The sequence below is a fragment of the Pseudonocardia sp. P1 genome, assembly GCF_000178675.2.
In the GTDB taxonomy this organism is placed as follows: domain Bacteria; phylum Actinomycetota; class Actinomycetes; order Mycobacteriales; family Pseudonocardiaceae; genus Pseudonocardia.
The window spans coordinates 2,622,869-2,641,829 of record NZ_ADUJ02000001.1; the positions used below are offsets into that span (position 1 = coordinate 2,622,869).

The window sequence follows — 18,961 nt, forward strand, 5'->3', positions numbered from 1 at the left end:
GTGGTCAGACCGGGCTGACCGGGTGATGACGGCGGTCGGCCGGCCGGGACCAGCGGTCGGCGTCGACCATGCGGGCGGCCAGCTCGGCACGCAGCCGTCCGGGCTCGACGACGGCGTCGACGACCAGGTCGCTGCCCATCCGCAGCAGGTTGAGGTCGGCGTTCTGCTCGACCGTGCGGGCCTCGACGAACGCGGCACGCTCGGTCTCGTCGGAGATGGCCGCGATCTTGTTGGCGTAGACGGCGTTGACCGAGGCCTCGGCCGCCATCGGCCCGATGACGGCGGTGGGCAACGCGAGCGTGGCGCGGGGCTCGAAGCCGGGTGCGCACATCGCGTAGTAGCCGGCGGCGTAGGCCTTGCGCAGGACGACGGTGTACTTCGGCACGTCGGCCGAGGCCATCGCCACGATCATCTTCGCGCCGTGCCGGATGATGCCCTGGCGCTCGACCTCGACGCCCACCATGAACCCGGGGACGTCCTGCAGGAACACCAGGGGGACGCCGAACGCGTCGCACAGGGAGACGAACCGCGCCGCCTTGTCCGCGGAGTCGACGAAGATCGCGCCGCTGCGCACGCTGGGCTGGTTGGCGACCAGGCCGATCACGCGTCCGTCGAGCCTCGCGAACCCGACGACGATCTCCTCGGCCCAGCGGGCCTTGATCTCGAAGAACGAGTCCGCGTCGACCAGCCCGTCGATGACGTCCCGGACGTCGTAGGCGGTGTTCGGGTCCATCGGCACCACGTCGCCCAGCGGCCGCTCCGGTGCCTCGCCGGCGATCCGCGCCGGCGCCGAGCGGAAGTCGTCGGGCAGGTACGACAGCAGCAGCCGCGCCGCGGCGACCGCCTCCCAGTCCGAGTCGAAGACCTCGTCACCGCACCCCGAGACCGACGCGTGCATCATCGCGCCGCCCATCTCCTCCAGCGTGGTGACCTCACCGGTGACCTTCTCGGCCACCCGCGGGCTGGCCAGGTACATCGAGGCGTTGCCGTTCACCATCCCGACCCAGTCGCAGAAGGCGGGCATGTAGGCCCCGCCCGCCGCCGACGGACCGTGCAGGCAGCAGATCTGCGGGACCCGGCCGGACAGCCTCACCTGCAGGTTGAAGATCGCCGACGCTCCGCGCCGGCCCGGGTAGAAGCCCATCTGGTCGGTGAGCCGGCCACCCGCCGAGTCCACCAGGTAGACCACCGGGAGCAGGTCCCTGTCGGCCCGCTCGAGGATGCGGATCTGCTTCTCGCAGGTCAGCTCCCCCCACGAGCCCGCCTTGACGGTGAAGTCGTGGGCGATGACCGCGACCGGCCTGCCCTCGACGCGACCCACACCCGTGACGACGCCGTCGGCGGGCAGGGCCTCCGCCGCGGCGGTGGCCAGCAGGCCGTCCTCGACGAACGACCCCGGGTCGAACAGGACCGCCAGCCGCTCACGGACCGGCAGCTTGCCGGGCCACCGGGCCGGGTCTCCCCCGCCCAGCGCCCGCCCGGCGGCGTCCACCACGTCCTGCGCCGTCGGAGCACCCGGGGCGACGGCGCCCTCGTCCACCGCCGTCATCAGGCGCCCTTCATGGACTTGGACAGGATCTCCAGCTGCACCTCGTCGGTCCCGCCGCCGATGCGCAGGATCCGCGCGTCGCGGTAGTGGCGGGCGACGGGCGTCTCCTCGACGAACCCGGCACCACCGAAGAGCTGCACCGCGTCGTCGATGATGCGGTTCGCCGCCACGGCGGCCAGGTACTTGGCGCGCGCCACCGAGACCGGCGCCTCGGGGTGGCCGGCGTCCATCCGTGCCGCGGCCTGGTAGGTGACCAGCCGGGCGGCGTCGAGATCGATCTCCATCGTCGCGACCCGGTGCCGGACCGTCTGCAGACCGGTCAGCGGCGCGCCGAACGCCTCCCGCTCGCGCACGTGGGCCCGGACCAGGTCGAGGCACTCGGCGGCCTGTCCGATCCCCATGCCCGCCAGGGCGATCCGCTCGAGCTGGAACCCCTCCATGATCTGGTGGAACCCGCGGTTCTCGGCACCGACGACCGCGTCGTGCGGCACGACGACGCCGTCGAGGACGACCTCGCGGGTGTCCGAGGATCGCCAGCCCATCTTCGTCAGCGGCGAGCCGAACGACAGCCCGGGCGCGTCCTTCGGCACCTCGAACAGCGTGATCCCCGAATGGCGGGGCCCTCCCGAGCGGGCGCCGACGATCAGCACGTCGGCCAGGCCCGCGTTGGTGATGAACATCTTGCGGCCGTCGATGACCCAGCCGTCGTCGGTGCGCCGGGCCTTCGACGTCAGGCCCGCGACGTCCGAGCCCGCGCCGGGCTCGGTGACCGCGATGGCGGCGACGGCCTCGCCCCCGGAGATCCGGGACAACCAGCGGTCCCGCTGCTCCGGCGACCCGTTCCGGACCAGGTGCGGTGCGGCCATGTACGAGCTCACCAGCGGCGTGATCGCGATACCCGCGCTGGCCCGGGACAGCTCCTCGGCGACGATCGCGACGGCGAGCGCGTCCCCCTCGGACCCACCGTGCGACTCCGGGATCGACAGCCCCAGCAGGCCCGCCTTGGCCAGCGACGCCCAGAGCTGGACGGGGAACGTGCCGGTCTCCTCGGCGGTGTCGACGAGCGGGCGGACCTCGCGGTCGGTGAAGTCCCTGCAGGACTCGCGGAAGAGCACGTGATCCTCATCCAGTTCCCACATGCAGATGTGCACCGCCTCACATATCTTACTTACCGGTCGGTCAGATTTTTCGCAGACGCGGCCCGGACTTGTCAAGGCCGTCGGTCCGGGACCGGCCGACTACGGTGGAGCGGGCACATCGGGAACGGAGGACCCATGACGCAGGCCGCGCGGCGCCGGCCGGGGCCGAGCAAGGCGGACGCCCAGCGGCAGCGCCTGGTCTCCGAGGCCGCCGCGATCTTCAGCCGGCAGGGCTTCCGGGCGACGTCGATGAACGAGATCGCCGCCGCGGTGGGCATGTCGAAACCCGCCCTGTACTACTACTTCCGCAACAAGGAGGAGCTGCTCGTCCGGATCTACTCGGACGTCCTCGACGAGAGTCTCGCGATGGCACGGGAGACGGTCGCCGACGCCACGTCATCCTTCGACGCGGTCCGGGACCTGATCGCCTCACGGGTGGTCTACACCTGCCGGAACCAGGCGCTGCTCAAGGTGTGCTTCGAGGAGGAGCACGAGCTCCCCGCCGACCTGGCGAGCGAGATCCTGCAGCGGCGCCGCACGTTCGAGGCGCTGTTCGCCGACGAGCTCCGGGGCCACCTCGAGCGGCACCCCGATCTCGATCTCGGCATGTCGCCGTCGATCTACGTGAACATGTGCCTGGGCGCGGTGAACTGGTGCTACAAGTGGTTCGACCCCGCGGGGCCGTCCTCCCCCGAGGAGATCGGCCGGCAGATGGCGGCGGCACTCACGGTGTCCCTCGCGGCGAGGTGAACCGGGGCCGGACGGGGTGCCGGCCGTCAGCCGACCGCCCCGGCCGGGGTCTCGGCGAAGCGGGCGAGGGTCGCGGCGACGGCGGTCGTGTAGCGGTCGAACCGGTCGGTGTCGACACTGGTGAGGGTGTCGCACGCGGAGTGGTAGCAGGGGTCGAAGACCTCGCCCTCGGTCCCGCCCCACACCGCGGCCTGCTGGGCGGACTTGGTGTCGCCGTCCCCGGTCACGGCGCCACCGGTGGGGATGCCGGCCTCGACGAACGGGCCGTCGTCGTCGCCGTAGAGGGGGATCGGCTCGGCCCTGGCCCCGGTGGCGGCGAGTTCCTCGCCGAGCACGGCGGCGACCGTCCCCGATCCGGGCGGACCCGTCTCGGACTCGTCGTCCCCGGCCCCGCCCTGGACGAAGTACCCGCCGTTGGACGAGCCGAGCATGTCGACGTTGAGGTAGAGCAGGTGGGCGTCGCGCTGCTGCGGGGTGAGCCCCTCGACGTAGCCGCGGGAACCGTGCAGGCCCTCCTCCTCCGAACCCCAGAACCCGAACGCGACGGTCGTGGCGACGCCCGGGGCCGGGCCGAGCCGTAGCGCAGCCTCGAGGAGCGCGGCGACACCGGTGCCGTCGTCGTTGATGCCCGGCCCCTCGGGCACCGAGTCCAGGTGCGCACCGGCGAGCACGAGTGCGCCGGGGTCGCCGTCGCGGGTGCGGGCGACGACGTTGCGCAGCTCGCGGCCGAGATCGGCGTCGTAGTAGGTCGGGGTGTCGACGTCGAACCCGGCGTCGCGCAGGACGCCTGCGACGTAGTCGACCGAGCGCTCGTAGCCGGGACTGCCGGACGCCCGGTTGCCGCCGGCGTCGTCGGCGATCCTCTGGAGCGCCTCCAGGTGGGTCGTGGCCGGAGTGGCGCTCGGGGTGGACCGGACCCGCTGCGCCAGGGCGCCGTCGGGCGGGGTGGGCCCGGGCCCTGCCGGGGTGGACGTGGTGCAGGCGGTGAGGACCATGACGGCGCAGGCGAGCAGCGCAGCCACGCAGCGGGCGGGCCGCCGGGACCGGCGCACGGCCCTCGCCCTGCCCTCGGAGGTGTGGTGCGGTACGTGCGAACGCATGTCCGGCTCCCGCGTCGCCTGGGTGTGGTCCGATGTTCGGCGCGGACCCGGCAGCCGGTTCGTCACGAGTCGTCCCGGTCGGCGCCGATGCCGGAGTCTGCCACGGCGGGACCGGGTTTGCGACAGGATCACGAGCCGGGCCGGTCGCCGGCATCCCGCCCGGCGCGATGAGTTCCACGCCCGGGTGGAGTCACCCGTACGTCGACCGTCGAGGAGGAACTCACCGATGACCACCAGCGCGCCCCCGCAGCTGATCACCACCACCGCGACGACCACGGCGGTGGTCCGTGGCGTGGTGGCGATGGCCGAGTTGCCCGCCTTCTACGACCGGGTGTTCGGCACGCTCCCCGGTGTCCTGGCCGCCCAGGGCGTGGAGGTCACCGGCCCGGCGTTCGGCCTGTACCGCGGCATCCCCGCCGAGACCGTCGACCTGGAGGTGGGCTTCCCGACCGACCGGCCGGTGGCCGACGACGGCGAGGTCACCGCGGGCGGGCTTCCCGCGGGCCGGGTGGCGCGGGCGGTGCACAGCGGTTCGTTCGACGGGCTGGGGCCGGCCTGGCAGGACCTGGCCGGCTGGATCGCAGGCCAGGGCCTGCGGCCGGGCGACACGTTCTGGGAGGTCTACCTCACCGAGCCGTCGCCGGAGATGGACCCGCGGGACCTGCGGACGGAGCTCAACTGGGTGGTGTCCTGATCGGGGCCGCCGGCCGACGTCGAACTCCCTCACGGTGCCGTCGAGCCGGCAGAAGCCACTGATGCCCCGACGGCCCTGTCAGATCGTCCTACGGTTCGGGTTCGTCGGCCGCTGATCGCCCGTGGCCTCCGCGGCGACGGATCCGAGGAGCGCAAGTCGTTCGGCCGAGTCGGTACCGGGCTGGGCGTGGTAGATCACGAGCATGATGCCGTCGGTGCCGCTGACCGCGAGCTTCTCGCGGTCGAGGCGCAGGGCACCGACGGACGGGTGGTCGAGGACGAGGGCGGCGCCGGTGCGTTCGGCGATGTCGTGGCGCGCCCACAGCCGCCGGAACTGCGGGCTGGCCAGCGAGAGGTCACCGACGAGCTCCACCACGCGCGGGTCGTCGACACTGGTGCCGACGGTCCTGCGGAATCCGGCGAGCAGCGCGGCGGCGGCGCGTTCCCAGTCCTCGAAGAGGTCCTGTTCGGCCTCGTCGAGGAACACGTCGCGAAGCCGGTTGCCGCCCGGCACCAGCCGTGGGGAGACGGCTCCGGCGAGCGGGTTCGCAGCGAGCACGTCGAGATACCGGCCCTCTGCGAACGCGGGGAAGGGCAACGCGTCGATGAGGCGTGCGGTGCTGGGCGGGAGTGCCTCGCGGCGGGCTCTCGAGCGCTTCCGGCGTGGGGTGTCGGTGGCGATGCCCAGGAGATGGCTGCTGTCGTCGAGCCGGAGGACCCGGGCGATCGCCTCGAGTACCTGCACCGACGGGCGGCGGTCACGGCCCTGTTCGAGGCGCAGGTAGTACTCCGCGCTGATGCCGGCGAGCATGGCGACCTCCTCGCGGCGCAGCCCGGGGACGCGTCGGGTGCCGAGGACGGGGATACCGACCTGCTCAGGGGTGACCAACGCACGTCTGGCCCGGAGGTACTCGCCCAGCGTGTTCGGCTCGTCGGTCACGCCGATCACGCTAACCGCCGTGTCCCGACGCAGGGTGTGCCCTGCCACTACCAGGGTCGGCAGGGATCTGGGTCGCCGTGACCGGGCCGGACACGATGGTCACGCCACCCGAGATCCACCGGAAGGGAAGAGCCTCATGGCATCCGTCCTCGTCACCGGCGGTTCCGGCTTCATCGCCGGGCACGTCGTCATCCAGCTCCTGGACCAGGGACACACGGTGCGCGCCACCCTCCGCTCCCTCCGCAAGGAGAACGCCGTACGCGCCGTACTCGGAGACGCCGGCGTCACCCGCGACGACGCCCTGACCTTCGTCGAGGCGGACCTCATGCAGGACCCCGGATGGGCCGAGGCCGCCGCCGGGACGGACTACGTCGTCCACCTCGCATCGCCCGTCCACATCGGCAAGGTCGAGGACGAGGACGAGGTCATCGCCCCGGCCCGCGAGGGGGCGGTCCGGGTCCTCCGTGCCGCCGAGGACGCCGGGGTCCGACGCGTCGTACTCACCTCCGCGTTCCACGCCGTCGGATTCGGCCACGGCCACATCGACCACGTGTTCACCGAGCAGGACTGGTCACCGCTGCACGGCCCGGGAGTCGACGCCTACGGGCGGAGCAAGATCCTCGCCGAGAAGGCCGCGTGGGAGTTCGCCGCCGAGCCCGGACGCACGGTCGAGCTGACCACGATCCTGCCCGTCGCGGTCATGGGCCCGGTCATGGGTGCGGCCATCTCCGGCGCCAACCACATCGTGCAGAACAGCCTCGACGGCCGGATGCCCGGCTACCCGAACATGTACGTGCCGATCGTCGACGTGCGCGACGTCGCCGCTGCCCACGTCGCCGCGATGACCGCTCCCGACGCCGCCGGTGAACGGTTCCTGGTCGGCACCGGCGAGCCGGCGATCGCCATGAAGGACATCGGCGCGATCCTCAGGACCGGCCTCGGAACGAAGGCGTCGAAGGTCCCGACCCGCACGATCCCGGACGTCGTCGTGAAGGCGACCGCGCTGTTCAAGGACGAGTTCAAGCCCGTCGCCGCCGACCTCGGCTACGTCAAGCGGGTCTCCGACACCAAGATCCGCACGGTCCTCGGCATCACCCCACGGCCCGCCCGCGAGGCCATCATCGCGGCAGGCCGGAGCATGGTCGCGCGCGGGCTAGCCGGCTGACCGCAGGTGCTCCCTGGAGCGCTCAACCGGCGGGGAGCGGTCTCGGGCCGGCCGAGCCCCGTCCACGGATGAGCGGCAGGAAGATCTCGTCGACGATTTCCACCAGGACCTCGTCCGGCACGGCGGGAACACCACGCAGGGCGTACTCACCGCGCAACAACGTCATCGGCAGCGCCGCCACTCGTGGCTGCACGGCCTCCGGAGGGGCCTCGCCGCGCGCCACCGCGTGGCCCAGCAGCGCGAACCAGGCGGCGTCCATCGCGCCGCCTCCAGCCTGCTCGCGCAGCAGCTCCAGCAGGGCCGGCTCATCGGCGGCGGCCGCCAGGAGATCACGCAGGATCGCCCCACGGGGCGAGGACCAGGTCGAGTTGGCCTGCCGGAGCAGTTCCAACGCATCGCTCCGGAGGTTGCCCGTGTCCGCCGTGGGGGTGCGCGCCTCCGCCACGTACGTATAGGCCGCGACGCCGAGTGCGGCGCGCTGCGACCAGCGCCGGTAGATCGCGTTCTTGTTCGTGCCGGCACGCCGAGCGACCTTGTCCATCGTCATGCCTGCGTAGCCGGAAGCAACGAGTTCGTCGGCGGCCGCACTCAGGATCGCCCGCTCCAGTTCCGCGCCTCGTCGCCGCTGCCCCGTCACGGTACGCAGCGTACCTTCTGGCTGTTACGGTACGAGCCGTACCCTGAGGAGGTAGCGATGCGCGCATGGGGCGTCACCTACGACACCGGCTTCACCCACTGCGGAAGCACGACCCACGAGCCGTTCGACCCCGTGGTCGTCGCCGAGGACATGCGGATCATCCGTGACGAGCTCCACGCCGACGCCGTCCGGATCACCGGCGGAGTCCCGGACCGCCTGGAGACCGCGGCGCGGCACGCAGCAGCCGTCGGCCTGGAAGTCTGGTACTGCCCCTTCACCCATGACCTGACCACCGATGAGCTGTTGGAATTCCTCCTGGACGCAGCCGAGCGCGCCGAACGCATCCGACGAGAAGGGGCGGACATCCGGCTCCTCACCGGTTCGGAGATCAGCATCATGACGATCGGGCTGATGCCCGGCCGGACTCTGGCCGAACGGTCCGCGGTACTCACCGACCCGGCACGCGTCCGCGACGTCCTCCCAGGAGTACAGCGGAGGACCAACGCACTACTGGCTCGAGCCGTCGATGGCGCGCGCGAGCGGTTCGGTGGCCTCATAGGGTACGCATCGCTCCCTATGGAAGGCGTGGACTGGACACCGTTCGACTTCATCGCGACCGACGCGGGCTATCGCGATGCCGGCAACGCGGCCGCCCTCCCCGCGAACCTCGCCACCATGACCTCACTCGGCACACCGTTCGCCGTCACCGAGTTCGGCTGCGCACCCTTCACCGGAGCCGCGGATCGGGGGAGCCGCGGGGACATCGTCGCGTACGACGACCAGAGCGGGCAGGCAACGCACCTCACCGAGACCGTGGAGCGCAACGAGCCCGAACAAGCCGCCTACCTTCTCGATCTCCTCGACGTCTACGACTCAGGGGGCGTGGACACCGCGTTCGTGTACACCTTCGCCTCCCGCCACCTGCCGACGTCAGAGCATCCTGAGCAGGACTTCGACCTGGGGAGCTTCGGAATCGTCACGATCCTTCCCGACGGGCGTACCGGCAACGCCTACCCCGGGATGCCCTGGGAGCCGAAAGCGGCCTTCACCGCGCTGGCCGAGTACGGCCGGCTCCGGGCGGGCGAACCCGTGGCCTGAACCGGCGCCGTCCATCGACGGCAGCTCCGTCCGGTGCTGGAACACGATGCTACTGCGATGGCCGTGATCTTCCCTCCTGAGGATCATGCGGACGACCTCTGACCCCCCGGTACACCAGCACGGCGAGGCAGACGCTCATCAGAAGCGCGATCATGACGCTCAGGCTGACTCGCCCGGCATCGAGCGGTGCATCGCCCCACAGAAGCGCCGGACCGAGCTGGGCGAGGAGGAACAGCGACAATGTGAGCGTCTGGCCCCACAGCAGCACGGTCGGAAACTGCTGCCGTACCTTCCGCTCCACTCGGCGCACTGTCCGCTCGTCCTCGGCCCCGGCGAGGACGACCGACACGAGCGGGGCCACCCGGCTACCGTGATTGACGCCGATCCTCAGCGGCCCCTCGCGCCGGTCCGCCTCGATGCGCAGCACGCGATGAACGCCCCAGGACATCGGTCTACGAATGCTCCGTGGCTCGACAGACACCGACCGGACATCGCTTGCCGGGACGGACAGGGCGTCTGCGCGGAGCCGTTTCTCGGCCGGGTTCGGCTCGAAGGTCAATCCGTCCGCGGTCACCGTCAGCACGCCACTGCGCGGCCACCGACCGGCATGGCTCACCGCCGGAACTCGCACCGATCGACCCCCTCTCCACGGATCGGTACCCGATCCGGCAGGACCCATGATCTCCGCAGACGGAGCCCGGCCGGCCGCCGACCGCTCCCGAACCGATGGTCACTCAGCACAGCTAGGACCGGGCATGAAAAAGGCCAGGACCGAAGTCCTGGCCTGGTGAAGCAGGGTGGAGCTGAGGGGATTCGAACCCCTGACCCCTTGACTGCCAGTCAAGTGCGCTACCAGCTGCGCCACAGCCCCTTGCGACATGAAGAACAGTACACGTCCCGGTTTCCGCCCCGAGAAGGGGGGTCCCCGGTCCCGTCCTGCCCGCGTGGCCGGACGGGACCGCTCTCATCCGGTCCACTCGCCGCGGTCGTCGCCGCCCTCGTCGACCGGGGGCGGCACCTCCCGGAGCCGCCGGATCGCGGGGTCGCCGGCCCAGAACTCCTCGAACCCGTCGCCGGCGAAGCGCTCGGCGACGAGGTGCATCGCGATGTCGAAACGCACGTACCCGGCCGCGAGCAGCACGGTCGCCGGGTCGTCGGTGTACATGCCCCAGGTCTGGTCACCCGCGATACCGCCGATGACGGCCTGCTCGCGGTCGGCCACGACGACGAGCATGCGCCGGCCGAGGACGGCCTCGACGGTGTCCGGTGGCGAGTAACGGTGCTCGGTCGTCCAGCCGACCGGGTCGTGGTCGCGTCCGAACACGACGGTCGCGACCGCCGCGCCTCGTTCCTCGGACCTGCGGACGGAGGGCTTGAGCCGCTCGAGGTCCTCCGGCCAGCCCGAGACCCACAGCTCCGTGCGGGCCGCGACGACGACGTCCTCGGCGCGGTCGAGCAGGGTCTCGCGCTCGGACAGCGAGTGCGCCAGCCGCACCCGGGGCGGCGACGTCAGCCTCGGCATCTCGTCCTCGAGGACCCCGAGCGTGCGGTCGAAGTCCCGGCGCATCCGCTCGAGCAGCGAGTCGGGCGGCAGCGGGACGTAGCCGACACCGTCCTCGTCGGACCGGACCTCGTAGGCCGCACCCCGGCCGACGAGCTTGCCCAGCGTCTCGTAGACGGTGCTGCGCGGGACGCCCGACCGCTTCGCCACCTCGTACCCGTTGACCGGCTCCCCCGCGACGACGAGCGCCACGTAGGCCTTGGCCTCGTACCCGGACATGCCGAGGCGTTGCAGTTCCTCGGTCACCCGCTGCACGGACATTGCGAGATCATCTCACCCGTTCGACACGCGTTCGTGCGCCCCCGGTGCCCGACGCACACCCCTGACCGCGGCCCGGCACGGCCGGCCCCGGGGAGTGAATCGATCGTGGCGGACCGGACGCTACGGGCGGAACCGCCCCATCATCACAATGACCGATCACCACTCAGCCGGTGACCTCGCGCATCGCCGACGCCGCCTCGGTGAGGATCTCGCGCATCGCGGCCTCGGCGGCGACGGCGTCGCCGGAGCGGACGGCGTCGGCGACGTCACCGTGCAGCCGGATCGCGACCGGCTCGGGACGCGCCGGCATGAGGTGGTGCCGGGTCCGGCCGGCGAGCACCTCGGCGACGACGCCGTCGAGCGCGGCGAGCATCTCGTTCCCGGACGCCGCGAGCAGCGCGCGGTGGAACCGGACGTCGGCCCCGAGGTAGGCCTCCAGGTCGCCGGACCGTCCGTGCACGGCCATGTCCATCACCGCGCCGACCAGCTCGCCGCACTGCTCCGGGGTGGCCCGGACGGCGGCCAGTGCCGCGGCCACCGGCTCGACGCCCTGGCGCAGCTCGGACAGCGACCGGAGCTGGCCGTCGCGGTCCGGGCCGTCCAGCCGCCAGCGGATCACCCGCGGGTCGTGCACGTTCCAGCGCTCGCGGGGCGCGACGGTCGTCCCGACGCGGCGGCGGCTCTGCACCAGTCCCATCGACTCGAGCACCCGCACGGCCTCGCGGACCACGGTCCGCGACACGCCGTAGCGCTCGACGAGCTCGTCGGCGCGCAGCACCGTCCCCGGGGCCAGCTCACCGCCCGCGACGAGCGAGCCGATCCGGTCGAGCACGCCCGCGTGCAACCCGGCGCCTGCCGTCCCGTCCACGCTGTCCACACCTCGGATCCTCGCACCTGTGCGGGCCCGGCACCTGTTTCCACATATCTGTATCGGTCCGGTCTTGAATAAGTAATACTTATCGCGCACTCTGGTCCACCAGCGACCGGGTGCCCCCGGTCCGCGTGCCGGAGCCGTCACAGCACGAGGAGCCGATGCAGCGATGCAGCAGCCGACCCCACGCCCGCCCCTGGTCGTCGTGATGGGGGTGTCCGGCTCCGGGAAGTCCACCGTCGGCGCCGCCCTCGCCGAGCGTCTCGGGGTCGGCTTCACCGACGCCGACGCCCTGCACCCGGCGGCGAACGTCGCCAAGATGCACGCCGGCGTCGCGCTGACCGACGCCGACCGCGAGCCCTGGCTCGACATCGTCGGCGGGCGGCTCGCCGGCCACGCCGCGAGCGGCCTCGTCGTCGCCTGCTCGGCGCTGCGCCGCGACTACCGCGACCGGCTGCGCCGGCACGCCCCGGCCACCGTCTTCCTCCACCTCGCCGGGGACCACGACACCCTGGCCGCGCGGATGACGGGCCGCGAGGGGCACTTCATGCCCCCGGCCCTGCTGGGCTCCCAGCTCGCCACGCTCGAGCCGCTCGGCGCCGACGAGACCGGCGCCACACTGGACATCGCCCGGACCGTCGACGAGCTGGTCGAGGCCGGCGCCGACGCCGTCACCGGGCACGGCACGGAGGTCTCCTCCCGATGACGACCCTGCTCACGCACCCCGCGCTCGTCCTCGCCGCCGAGCAGGCCGAACCGGTCGCCTCGGCCGGACGCCTGCTGACCGCGGCGCTGGTCGGCATCCTCGCCCTCGTCCTGCTGATCACGCAGTTCTCGCTGCACCCGTTCCTGGCGCTGACGATCGGCTCGCTGCTGGTCGCCGCCGTCGCCGGGATGTCCATGGGGGACGCGGTCGACGCGTTCTCCGAGGGCTTCGGCGACACCGCCGCGAGCGTCGGGACGCTGATCGCGCTCGGCGCGATGTTCGGCAAGCTGCTCGCCGACTCCGGCGGCGCCGACCGGCTGGTCGACACGATCATCGCCCGTTCCGGGCCGCGGTCGCTGCCGTGGGCGATGGCGCTCGTCGGGGCCCTGATCGGGCTGCCGATGTTCTTCGAGATCGGTCTGGTCATCCTGATGCCGGTGATCTTCCTGGTGGCCCGGCGGGCCCAGGTGTCGCTGATCGCCGTCGGCATCCCGGCGCTCGCCGGGCTGTCCGCGATGCACGGGCTGGTGCCGCCGCACCCCGGGCCGCTGGCCGCGATCGGAGTCCTGAACGCCGACCTCGGGATCACCCTCGTGCTGGGCGTCCTCGTCTCGATCCCGGTGATCGTGCTGGCCGGTCCGCTGTTCGCGAAGCTCGCCGCCCGCTGGGTGGACGTGTCGCCGCCCGCGCTGTTCGAGTCGAAGGTCCCGGCGGGGACGTCCACAGGCGGCTCCGCGGCGCCCGCCGACGCCGGCACCGGCACCGGCACCGACACCAGCACGGACACCCCGGCCGCCGAGGACGGGCCCACCCGCCGCCCCGGCTTCGGGATCACGCTGTTCACCGTGCTGCTGCCCGTCGTGCTGATGATGGGCAAGGCGGTCGGCGACATCGCGGCCGACGAGGGCAACCCCGTCCGGTCCGCACTGGACTTCGTCGGCACCCCGCTCGTGGCGCTGCTGCTGTCGGTGCTCGTCGCGATGTTCACCCTGGGCGGCGGGTCCGGGATGAGCCGCCGAGCCGTCACCGGCTCGCTGGAGCGGTCGCTGCCCGCGATCGCCGGCATCGTGCTGATCGTCGCCGCAGGCGGCGGGTTCAAGCAGACCCTGGTCGACACCGGGATCGGCGCGATGATCGCCGGATGGGCCACCGGCGCCGGCATCTCGGCGCTGCTGCTGGGCTGGCTGGTCGCCGTCGCGATCCGGCTGGCGACGGGCTCGGCGACGGTCGCCACGGTGACCGCGGCCGGGATCCTGGTGCCGCTGCTGCCGGGCCTGGACCCGACCCAGACGTCGCTGCTGGTGCTCGCGATCGGCGCCGGCTCGGTGTTCTTCTCGTTCGTCAACGACGCCGGGTTCTGGCTGGTCAAGGAGTACTTCGGGCTGACGGTCGGGCAGAACGTCAAGACCTGGTCGGTCATGGAGACGGTGCTGTCGGTCGCCGGCCTGGTGCTCGTCCTGCTGCTGGACCTGGTCCTCTAGCCCCTCAGACGAGGACGTCGGCGCGGGCCCCCGGCAGGGGGTCCGCGCCGTTCGCGTTCCCCGCCACCTCGTCCGCCGCCCGGCGCAGCCTGCGCACCGCCTCGGCGAGCACCGGCTCGGGGTGCGTGAAGGGCAGCCGGAGCCGCTCGGTGAACGCGTGGCCCGCGCCGAACCGGGGGCCCGGTGCCAGCACCAGCCCGTGCCGTGGGGCCACCGCCGCCAGTGCGGTCGAGCGGGGCGCCCCGAGATCGCACCAGACCGCGAGCCCGCCGCCGGGCAGGTCGAACCGCCACTCCGGCAGGACGGCGGCCAGCTCGGCGGCGAGCCGGTCCCGGCGGGCCCGCAGCTGCCCGGTCCGCTCGGCCCGCACCACACCCAGCGCGTCCAGCACCTCCACCCCGACCAGCTGCTCCAGCACCGGCGGCGCGATCTGGGAGCGGGCGAGCCGGCGGCGCATCCGGGCGGCCTGCTCGCGGCCCGCCCGGATCCAGCCGAGCCGGAGCCCGCCCCAGGCGATCTTGCTGGTGCTGCCGACGGTGACGACGTCGTCGGGCCGCGGTGCGTGCGCGGCGCACGGCAGCGGGACGGCCGCGCCCGCCCCGCGCAGGTCCAGCTCGGCGAACGACTCGTCGACGATCGCGACCGTGCCGTGCCGGGCGAGGCGCTGCAGCAGGCGGGCCCGCGCGTCGTCGTCGAGGAGGCGGCCGGTCGGGTTCTGGAAGTCCGCCATCAGGTACGCGGCCCGCGCCGCCGTCTGCCGGGCGGCCCGCGGCAGCGCGGTCTCGGCCGGGTCCTCCCCGACGGCGACCGGCACCGGGCGGACACCGGCGTCGGCGAGCACGTCCAGCGCCGACGGGTACGTGGGGTGCTCGACGAGCACCCGGTCCCCGGGCCCGGCGATCTCGGCGACCGCCAGGTGCAGCGCGTGCAGCGCACCGCCGGTCACGACGATCGCGTCCGGGCCGGTCGGGACACCCCGCTCGGTGAACCGGGCGGCGATCCGCTCCCGCAGCCCGGCCAGGCCGTCGGGGCCGTAGCCGTGCCCGGCGAGCTCGGCCTCCAGCCGCTCGGTGGCCCGCCGCACCAGCGACGGCATCGCGGACGGCGCCGCCGGCGCGGCGTGCGCGAGGTCGATCACGCCACCACGGACCGGGCCGGGCGCCCAGACGCCGTCGACGCGCAGCTCGTCGTCGGGCAGCCGGACCCAGGTGCCCGATCCCTGCCGGGCCTCGGCCCAGCCGTCCTCGCGCAGGTCGCGGTACGCCCGGGTGACGGTCACCCGGCTCACGGCGAGCTGTCCGGCCAGCGCCCGCTCGGCGGGGAGCCGGGTGCCCGACGCGAGCCGCCCGTCCCCCACCAGCACCCGGATCGCGTCGGTCAGCGCCCGGTACGCCGGCCCGCGCCCACCGCGCACGTCACCGCAGAGCTCGGCCAGCCGGGCCGCGCCGATTCCGTCCATTTCCAGTCCACTTCCGCCGGATTGGCCTGATGACCGCGGGCCGGTCCGTCGTGGAGCATGCCATTTCGTGACGATCGACAGGAGGCGCAGCCGGTGGACGGTCGCCGGGATGCCCCGGCGCGGACGGCGGCTCACCCAGCTGGTGCTCGGGCTGTTGGCCTACGCGTTCTCGATGGCGCTGATGATGCGCGCCGGGCTCGGCTCGATGCCGTGGGACGTGCTGCACCAGGGCCTCGCGGTGCACACCGGGCTCCCGATCGGGGCGCTGACGGCGCTGGTGGCGGTCGTCGTCCTGCTGCTGTGGATCCCGCTGCGGGAGCGGCCGGGGATCGGGACGGTGGCGAACGTCGTCGTCATCGGGCTGTCGGTCGACGCCGCGCTCGCGGTGGTCCCCGCGGTGGAGGCGCTGCCCGGCCGGATCGGGCTCGCGGTGGCCGGGATCGTGCTCAACGCGGCGGCGACGGCGGCCTACATCGGGGTCGGGCTGGGCCCGGGCCCGCGGGACGGGCTGATGACCGGGCTCGCGGCCCGCACCGGCCGGTCGGTGCGGCTGGTGCGGACCGCGATCGAGGTGACGGTCGTGCTCACCGGCTGGCTGCTCGGCGGCACCTTCGGGGTGGTGACGGTGCTCTACGCGTTCGGGGTCGGGCCGCTGATCCAGTGGTTCCTGCCGCGGCTCACCGTCCGGACGCCCGGGGCCGCGACCTAACCGGTCACCTGCGTCAGCCAGGCCCCGTTCGAGAGGTCGGCCTTGGTGCCCTGCACGAGGACGGTCGGGGTGCCGAACCCGCCCCCGGGGGCGGCCTTCGGGTCGGCGGCGGCCGCGCGGGTGGCGTCGGCGATCGCCTGCGAGCTCTCCTGGCGGGTGACGCAGCCGCCGAAGTCGCCGGTCGCGCCGAGCTCGGTGCCCAGCGCGGTCAGCTGCTGCACGGTGAGCCCGGCGCCGCCCTCGCTCGGCTGGTCGGTGTAGAGCCGGGAGTGGTAGGCCGGGAAGATCCCGGCGTCGGCGGCACAGAGCGCCGCGTTTCCGGCCCGGGTGGAGTACCCGGGCGGGGTCGTGCGGTCGTCGAGGATGGCGACGTGGTGATAGTTGATCTTCGCCTTGCCCTCGTTGAGCGCTGCGGTGAGGTCGCCGCCGTAGTACCGCTCGAGCTCCTTGCAGTTCGGGCAGAGGTAGTCCTCGTAGATGTCCACGGTGACCGGCGCGGCCGGGTCCCCGGCCGTCACGACGACGCCGTCACGCGCGACCGCATAGGCGGGGACGGCCGACGAGTTGTAGTTCTGCCAGGCCACGTACACCCCGGCGAGCACGGCGACGGCGAGCACGACGCCCGCGATCACCAGCCCCCGGCCGGCACCGCCCGACTTCTTCGGCGTGATCCCGGCCGCCTGCAACCGGGCGTGCCCGGCCTGCCGCCGCTCCCGCTCTGTCCGTCCCATCCTGCGTCTCCTCCGTTGCTCCCCGGCACCCGCCGGGCCTGGTCACCGCTCGCGCCCACCGGCCGTGCCCGCCGCGGGCGCCGGCGTCTCCCCGATCCGGTCGACCGCGAACAGCGTGCGCGGCCGCACGACCAGCCACAGCGCGAGCGCCAGGAACCCGAGGTCGCGCAGCAGGGTCAGCGGGTACTGCTCCTCGCCGGGCGGCACCGGGCCGCCACCGCCGAAGCATCCACAGTCGATCGACAGTCCGCGCGCCCAGGCCTGCACCAGCCCGGCCACGAACCCGGCCAGCAGCACCGCACTGACGACGGCGACCAGCCGGGTACCGGCACCGGCGAGGAGCAGCGCGCCCAGCGCCAGCTCCAGGAGCGGCAGGACCGTCGCGACGACGGGCACGGCCGCGTCGGGCAGCACCTGGTAGGCGCCCACCGCGACGGCCGTCCCGACGGGGTCGACCAGCTTCGGCACGCCCGACACCAGCCAGACGGCCGCGAGCGCGAGCCGGACGACGGTGCCCACGAGGTCCGTCGGCCGGGCGGTGGTCACGGCCGGAGAGCCTAGCGAGGTCGCCCGCGGCGCCGGATCACACGTCCGTGTCGCGCATTCCCCCGGCCGTCAGAACTCCTCGCGGGCCGACTCCTGCTCCAGCAGCGCGTCCAGGTCCGTCAGCCGGTCCATCGTCGCGACCGCCCGCTTCGTCCGGTGGTTCGACGCGTGCAGCTCGCGGTGCCGGTGCACGAACTGCCAGTACCCGGCGGTGAAGGGGCACGCCTTCTCCCCCACGCGGACCTTCGGGTCGAACGCGCAGGCCTTGCAGAAGTCGGTCATGCGGTCGATGTAGGCGCCACCGGAGGCGTAGGGCTTGGTCGTCATCCGGCCGCCGTCGGCGTGCTGGCTCATGCCGATCACGTTCGGCGGCATGACCCACGCGAACCCGTCGACGAACGCCGTCGCGAACCAGTCGTTGACCTCGTCCGGGCGGTAGCCGCGCTGCATCGCGTGGTTGCCGAGGATCATCAGCCGGGGGATGTGGTGGGTCCAGCCGCGGTCCCGGACGTCGGACAGCGCCGAGGACAGGCACGACGCGGTGACGGCGCCGGCGTCGAGCCCGGCCCACCAGTCCGGCAGCGGGGTGCGGGCCCGCAGGTGGTTGCTGCGGGTGTAGCCGCGGCCGAACCGCCAGTAGAGCTGCCACACGAACTCGCGCCAGCCGAGCACCTGCCGGACGAAGCCCTCGACGCTCTCCAGCCGGGCCGTCCCGTCGTGGTACGCCTGCTCGGCCGCGCGGACGGCCTCCAGCGGGTGCAGCGCACCGAGGTTCAGCGGGACCGACAGCAACGAGTGCGCCATGGCCCAGTCCCGGGCCAGGACGGCGTCCTCGTACGGGCCGAACGTGTCGAGCCGGTGGTCCACGAAGTGCCGCAGGGCGCGGACGGCCTCGTCGTGCGTGACCGCGAAGCGGCGCGGGCCGTCCTCCCCGACCGTCGGCAGGCCTGCGGCGTCGAGGTCGGCGCGGACCTGCTCGTCGATCTCGTCCTCGGACGGCTGCCACGGCGGCTCCACACCGAGCGTCCCGGCGCCCTTGGGCGGGGACTCGCGGTTGTCGTGGTCGTAGTTCCACTTCCCGCCGACGGGCTCGGTGCCCTCCATCAGCACGTCGAAGCGTTCCCGCTGGGAGCGGTAGAAGTCCTCCATCCGGAACGTCTCGCGGTCGCCGGCCCAGTCGTCGAACTCGTCCTTCGGCAGCGCGAAGGTCGGCGTCGGCCGCACCTCCGCGACGAGGCCCTCCTTCCGGAAGCGGCGCACCATGTCCGACGCCGGGAACGACGTCGGCTGGTGCACCACGACCGGCCGGCCCACCGTCTCCAGCGCCTCCCGGTAGGTGCCGGTCCGCAGGTAGGTGGCCCGGTCGCCGAGTGCGTCGGCGAGGTGCCGCATCCCGGACAGCACCAGGTGCAGCTTCTGCCGGTGGTAGGGCTTGCGGCCGAGCGCCCGCGACGACTCGACGAGCACGATCTCGCGGTCCGCGAACTCGTCGGTGTCCCACACGTGCGGGCCGAGCTGGTCGGCGAAGAGCCAGAGCGGCGGACGGTCCCGGGAGGCCATGGCCC

19 protein-coding genes and 1 tRNA gene are annotated in these 18,961 nt (G+C 73.1%); 7 read left to right on the forward strand and 13 right to left on the reverse strand.

Annotated features, from left to right (window positions below; genetic code table 11):
* Positions 1 to 4: 4 nt before the first annotated feature.
* Together PP1_RS11610 and PP1_RS11615 are read right to left on the reverse strand one after the other, a co-directional pair.
* Positions 5 to 1,549, reverse strand: a complete 1,545-nt coding sequence (locus tag PP1_RS11610) for an acyl-CoA carboxylase subunit beta (RefSeq protein WP_010231796.1) — start codon at positions 1,547 to 1,549, stop codon at positions 5 to 7.
* On the reverse strand, positions 1,549 to 2,664 hold the full coding sequence (locus PP1_RS11615) for an acyl-CoA dehydrogenase family protein (RefSeq protein ID WP_010231799.1): 1,116 nt from the start codon (positions 2,662 to 2,664) through the stop codon (positions 1,549 to 1,551). Before PP1_RS11615 ends, PP1_RS11610 begins: the two co-directional genes overlap by 1 nt.
* 159 nt (positions 2,665 to 2,823) lie before the next feature.
* Between PP1_RS11615 and PP1_RS11620 the strand changes: the two genes are divergently transcribed.
* Positions 2,824 to 3,438, forward strand: a complete 615-nt coding sequence (locus PP1_RS11620) for a TetR/AcrR family transcriptional regulator (RefSeq protein ID WP_010231802.1) — start codon at positions 2,824 to 2,826, stop codon at positions 3,436 to 3,438.
* 26 nt (positions 3,439 to 3,464) lie between these two features.
* On the opposite strand, the gene PP1_RS11625 is transcribed toward PP1_RS11620, so the two are convergent.
* A complete protein-coding gene (locus PP1_RS11625; protein WP_139323778.1) occupies positions 3,465 to 4,538 on the reverse strand; it encodes a M20/M25/M40 family metallo-hydrolase in 1,074 nt (357 codons plus the stop codon).
* Between the two features lie 226 nt (positions 4,539 to 4,764).
* On the opposite strand from PP1_RS11625, the gene PP1_RS11630 reads away from it, so the two are divergent.
* The gene (locus PP1_RS11630) at positions 4,765 to 5,232 is read left to right on the forward strand and encodes a GyrI-like domain-containing protein (protein WP_010231806.1); all 468 of its coding nucleotides are present in this window, start codon (positions 4,765 to 4,767) and stop codon (positions 5,230 to 5,232) included.
* A 78-nt stretch (positions 5,233 to 5,310) separates the two neighbouring features.
* On the opposite strand, the gene PP1_RS11635 is transcribed toward PP1_RS11630, so the two are convergent.
* A complete protein-coding gene (locus PP1_RS11635; RefSeq protein WP_050802390.1) occupies positions 5,311 to 6,171 on the reverse strand; it encodes a helix-turn-helix domain-containing protein in 861 nt (286 codons plus the stop codon).
* A gap of 136 nt (positions 6,172 to 6,307) precedes the next feature.
* On the opposite strand from PP1_RS11635, the gene PP1_RS11640 reads away from it, so the two are divergent.
* Positions 6,308 to 7,336 carry an NAD-dependent epimerase/dehydratase family protein gene (locus PP1_RS11640; RefSeq protein WP_010231810.1) on the forward strand — a complete coding sequence of 343 codons (1,029 nt, stop codon included), beginning with the start codon at positions 6,308 to 6,310 and terminating at the stop codon, positions 7,334 to 7,336.
* A 22-nt stretch (positions 7,337 to 7,358) separates the two neighbouring features.
* Here the strand turns inward: PP1_RS11640 and PP1_RS11645 are convergent, their stop codons facing one another.
* Entirely contained in the window at positions 7,359 to 7,973 is a 615-nt protein-coding gene (locus PP1_RS11645) for a TetR/AcrR family transcriptional regulator (RefSeq protein WP_029239615.1), read from the reverse strand.
* Between the two features lie 57 nt (positions 7,974 to 8,030).
* On the opposite strand from PP1_RS11645, the gene PP1_RS11650 reads away from it, so the two are divergent.
* On the forward strand, positions 8,031 to 9,071 hold the full coding sequence (locus tag PP1_RS11650) for a hypothetical protein (RefSeq protein WP_010231816.1): 1,041 nt from the start codon (positions 8,031 to 8,033) through the stop codon (positions 9,069 to 9,071).
* Positions 9,072 to 9,120: 49 nt separating this feature from the next.
* On the opposite strand, the gene PP1_RS11655 is transcribed toward PP1_RS11650, so the two are convergent.
* From PP1_RS11655 to PP1_RS11670, 4 genes are all read right to left on the reverse strand, one after another.
* Positions 9,121 to 9,654, reverse strand: a complete 534-nt coding sequence (locus PP1_RS11655; protein ID WP_010231818.1) for a hypothetical protein — start codon at positions 9,652 to 9,654, stop codon at positions 9,121 to 9,123.
* Between the two features lie 215 nt (positions 9,655 to 9,869).
* Positions 9,870 to 9,942 (reverse strand) — tRNA-Ala (locus tag PP1_RS11660).
* A 93-nt stretch (positions 9,943 to 10,035) separates the two neighbouring features.
* Positions 10,036 to 10,893 (reverse strand): TrmB family transcriptional regulator, encoded by an 858-nt coding sequence (locus PP1_RS11665; RefSeq protein WP_010231822.1) that lies wholly within the window; start codon positions 10,891 to 10,893, stop codon positions 10,036 to 10,038.
* Between the two features lie 163 nt (positions 10,894 to 11,056).
* Positions 11,057 to 11,770 (reverse strand): FadR/GntR family transcriptional regulator, encoded by a 714-nt coding sequence (locus PP1_RS11670; protein WP_010231824.1) that lies wholly within the window; start codon positions 11,768 to 11,770, stop codon positions 11,057 to 11,059.
* Between the two features lie 163 nt (positions 11,771 to 11,933).
* On the opposite strand from PP1_RS11670, the gene PP1_RS11675 reads away from it, so the two are divergent.
* Positions 11,934 to 12,470 carry a gluconokinase gene (locus tag PP1_RS11675; protein WP_010231825.1) on the forward strand — a complete coding sequence of 179 codons (537 nt, stop codon included), beginning with the start codon at positions 11,934 to 11,936 and terminating at the stop codon, positions 12,468 to 12,470.
* A complete protein-coding gene (locus PP1_RS11680) occupies positions 12,467 to 13,951 on the forward strand; it encodes a GntT/GntP/DsdX family permease (RefSeq protein WP_010231827.1) in 1,485 nt (494 codons plus the stop codon). The genes PP1_RS11675 and PP1_RS11680 overlap by 4 nt, the downstream gene beginning before the upstream one ends.
* A gap of 4 nt (positions 13,952 to 13,955) precedes the next feature.
* Here PP1_RS11680 and yczR read toward each other — a convergent pair whose 3' ends face one another.
* Positions 13,956 to 15,410, reverse strand: coding sequence for a MocR-like transcription factor YczR (yczR, locus tag PP1_RS11685; protein ID WP_075313989.1), 1,455 nt, complete (start codon positions 15,408 to 15,410; stop codon positions 13,956 to 13,958).
* A gap of 67 nt (positions 15,411 to 15,477) precedes the next feature.
* Between yczR and yczE the strand changes: the two genes are divergently transcribed.
* The gene (gene yczE, locus PP1_RS11690) at positions 15,478 to 16,119 is read left to right on the forward strand and encodes a membrane protein YczE (RefSeq protein WP_010241375.1); all 642 of its coding nucleotides are present in this window, start codon (positions 15,478 to 15,480) and stop codon (positions 16,117 to 16,119) included.
* Here the strand turns inward: yczE and PP1_RS11695 are convergent.
* The 3 genes from PP1_RS11695 to PP1_RS11705 form a co-directional block, all read right to left on the reverse strand.
* A complete protein-coding gene (locus tag PP1_RS11695; RefSeq protein WP_010241377.1) occupies positions 16,116 to 16,850 on the reverse strand; it encodes a thioredoxin domain-containing protein in 735 nt (244 codons plus the stop codon). The genes yczE and PP1_RS11695 overlap by 4 nt on opposite strands.
* A gap of 42 nt (positions 16,851 to 16,892) precedes the next feature.
* Positions 16,893 to 17,396: a MauE/DoxX family redox-associated membrane protein gene (locus PP1_RS11700; protein WP_010241379.1), complete on the reverse strand. Its 504-nt coding sequence runs from the start codon at positions 17,394 to 17,396 to the stop codon at positions 16,893 to 16,895.
* A gap of 69 nt (positions 17,397 to 17,465) precedes the next feature.
* The gene (locus PP1_RS11705; protein WP_010241381.1) at positions 17,466 to 18,956 is read right to left on the reverse strand and encodes a cryptochrome/photolyase family protein; all 1,491 of its coding nucleotides are present in this window, start codon (positions 18,954 to 18,956) and stop codon (positions 17,466 to 17,468) included.
* Positions 18,957 to 18,961: the final 5 nt, after the last annotated feature.

Excerpts from the sequence above, each read along its gene's own strand:
- PP1_RS11665 (WP_010231822.1), bottom strand. The coding sequence starts at position 10,893 with ATGTCCGTGCAGCGGGTGACCGAGGAACTGCAACGCCTCGGCATGTCC.
- PP1_RS11650 (WP_010231816.1), top strand. The coding sequence starts at position 8,031 with ATGCGCGCATGGGGCGTCACCTACGACACCGGCTTCACCCACTGCGGA.
- PP1_RS11705 (WP_010241381.1), bottom strand. The coding sequence starts at position 18,956 with ATGGCCTCCCGGGACCGTCCGCCGCTCTGGCTCTTCGCCGACCAGCTC.
- PP1_RS11630 (WP_010231806.1), top strand. The coding sequence starts at position 4,765 with ATGACCACCAGCGCGCCCCCGCAGCTGATCACCACCACCGCGACGACC.
- PP1_RS11620 (WP_010231802.1), top strand. The coding sequence starts at position 2,824 with ATGACGCAGGCCGCGCGGCGCCGGCCGGGGCCGAGCAAGGCGGACGCC.
- PP1_RS11675 (WP_010231825.1), top strand. The coding sequence starts at position 11,934 with ATGCAGCAGCCGACCCCACGCCCGCCCCTGGTCGTCGTGATGGGGGTG.
- PP1_RS11640 (WP_010231810.1), top strand. The coding sequence starts at position 6,308 with ATGGCATCCGTCCTCGTCACCGGCGGTTCCGGCTTCATCGCCGGGCAC.
- PP1_RS11680 (WP_010231827.1), top strand. The coding sequence starts at position 12,467 with ATGACGACCCTGCTCACGCACCCCGCGCTCGTCCTCGCCGCCGAGCAG.
- PP1_RS11625 (WP_139323778.1), bottom strand. The coding sequence starts at position 4,538 with ATGCGTTCGCACGTACCGCACCACACCTCCGAGGGCAGGGCGAGGGCC.
- PP1_RS11610 (WP_010231796.1), bottom strand. The coding sequence starts at position 1,549 with ATGACGGCGGTGGACGAGGGCGCCGTCGCCCCGGGTGCTCCGACGGCG.
- PP1_RS11695 (WP_010241377.1), bottom strand. The coding sequence starts at position 16,850 with ATGGGACGGACAGAGCGGGAGCGGCGGCAGGCCGGGCACGCCCGGTTG.
- yczR (WP_075313989.1), bottom strand. The coding sequence starts at position 15,410 with ATGGACGGAATCGGCGCGGCCCGGCTGGCCGAGCTCTGCGGTGACGTG.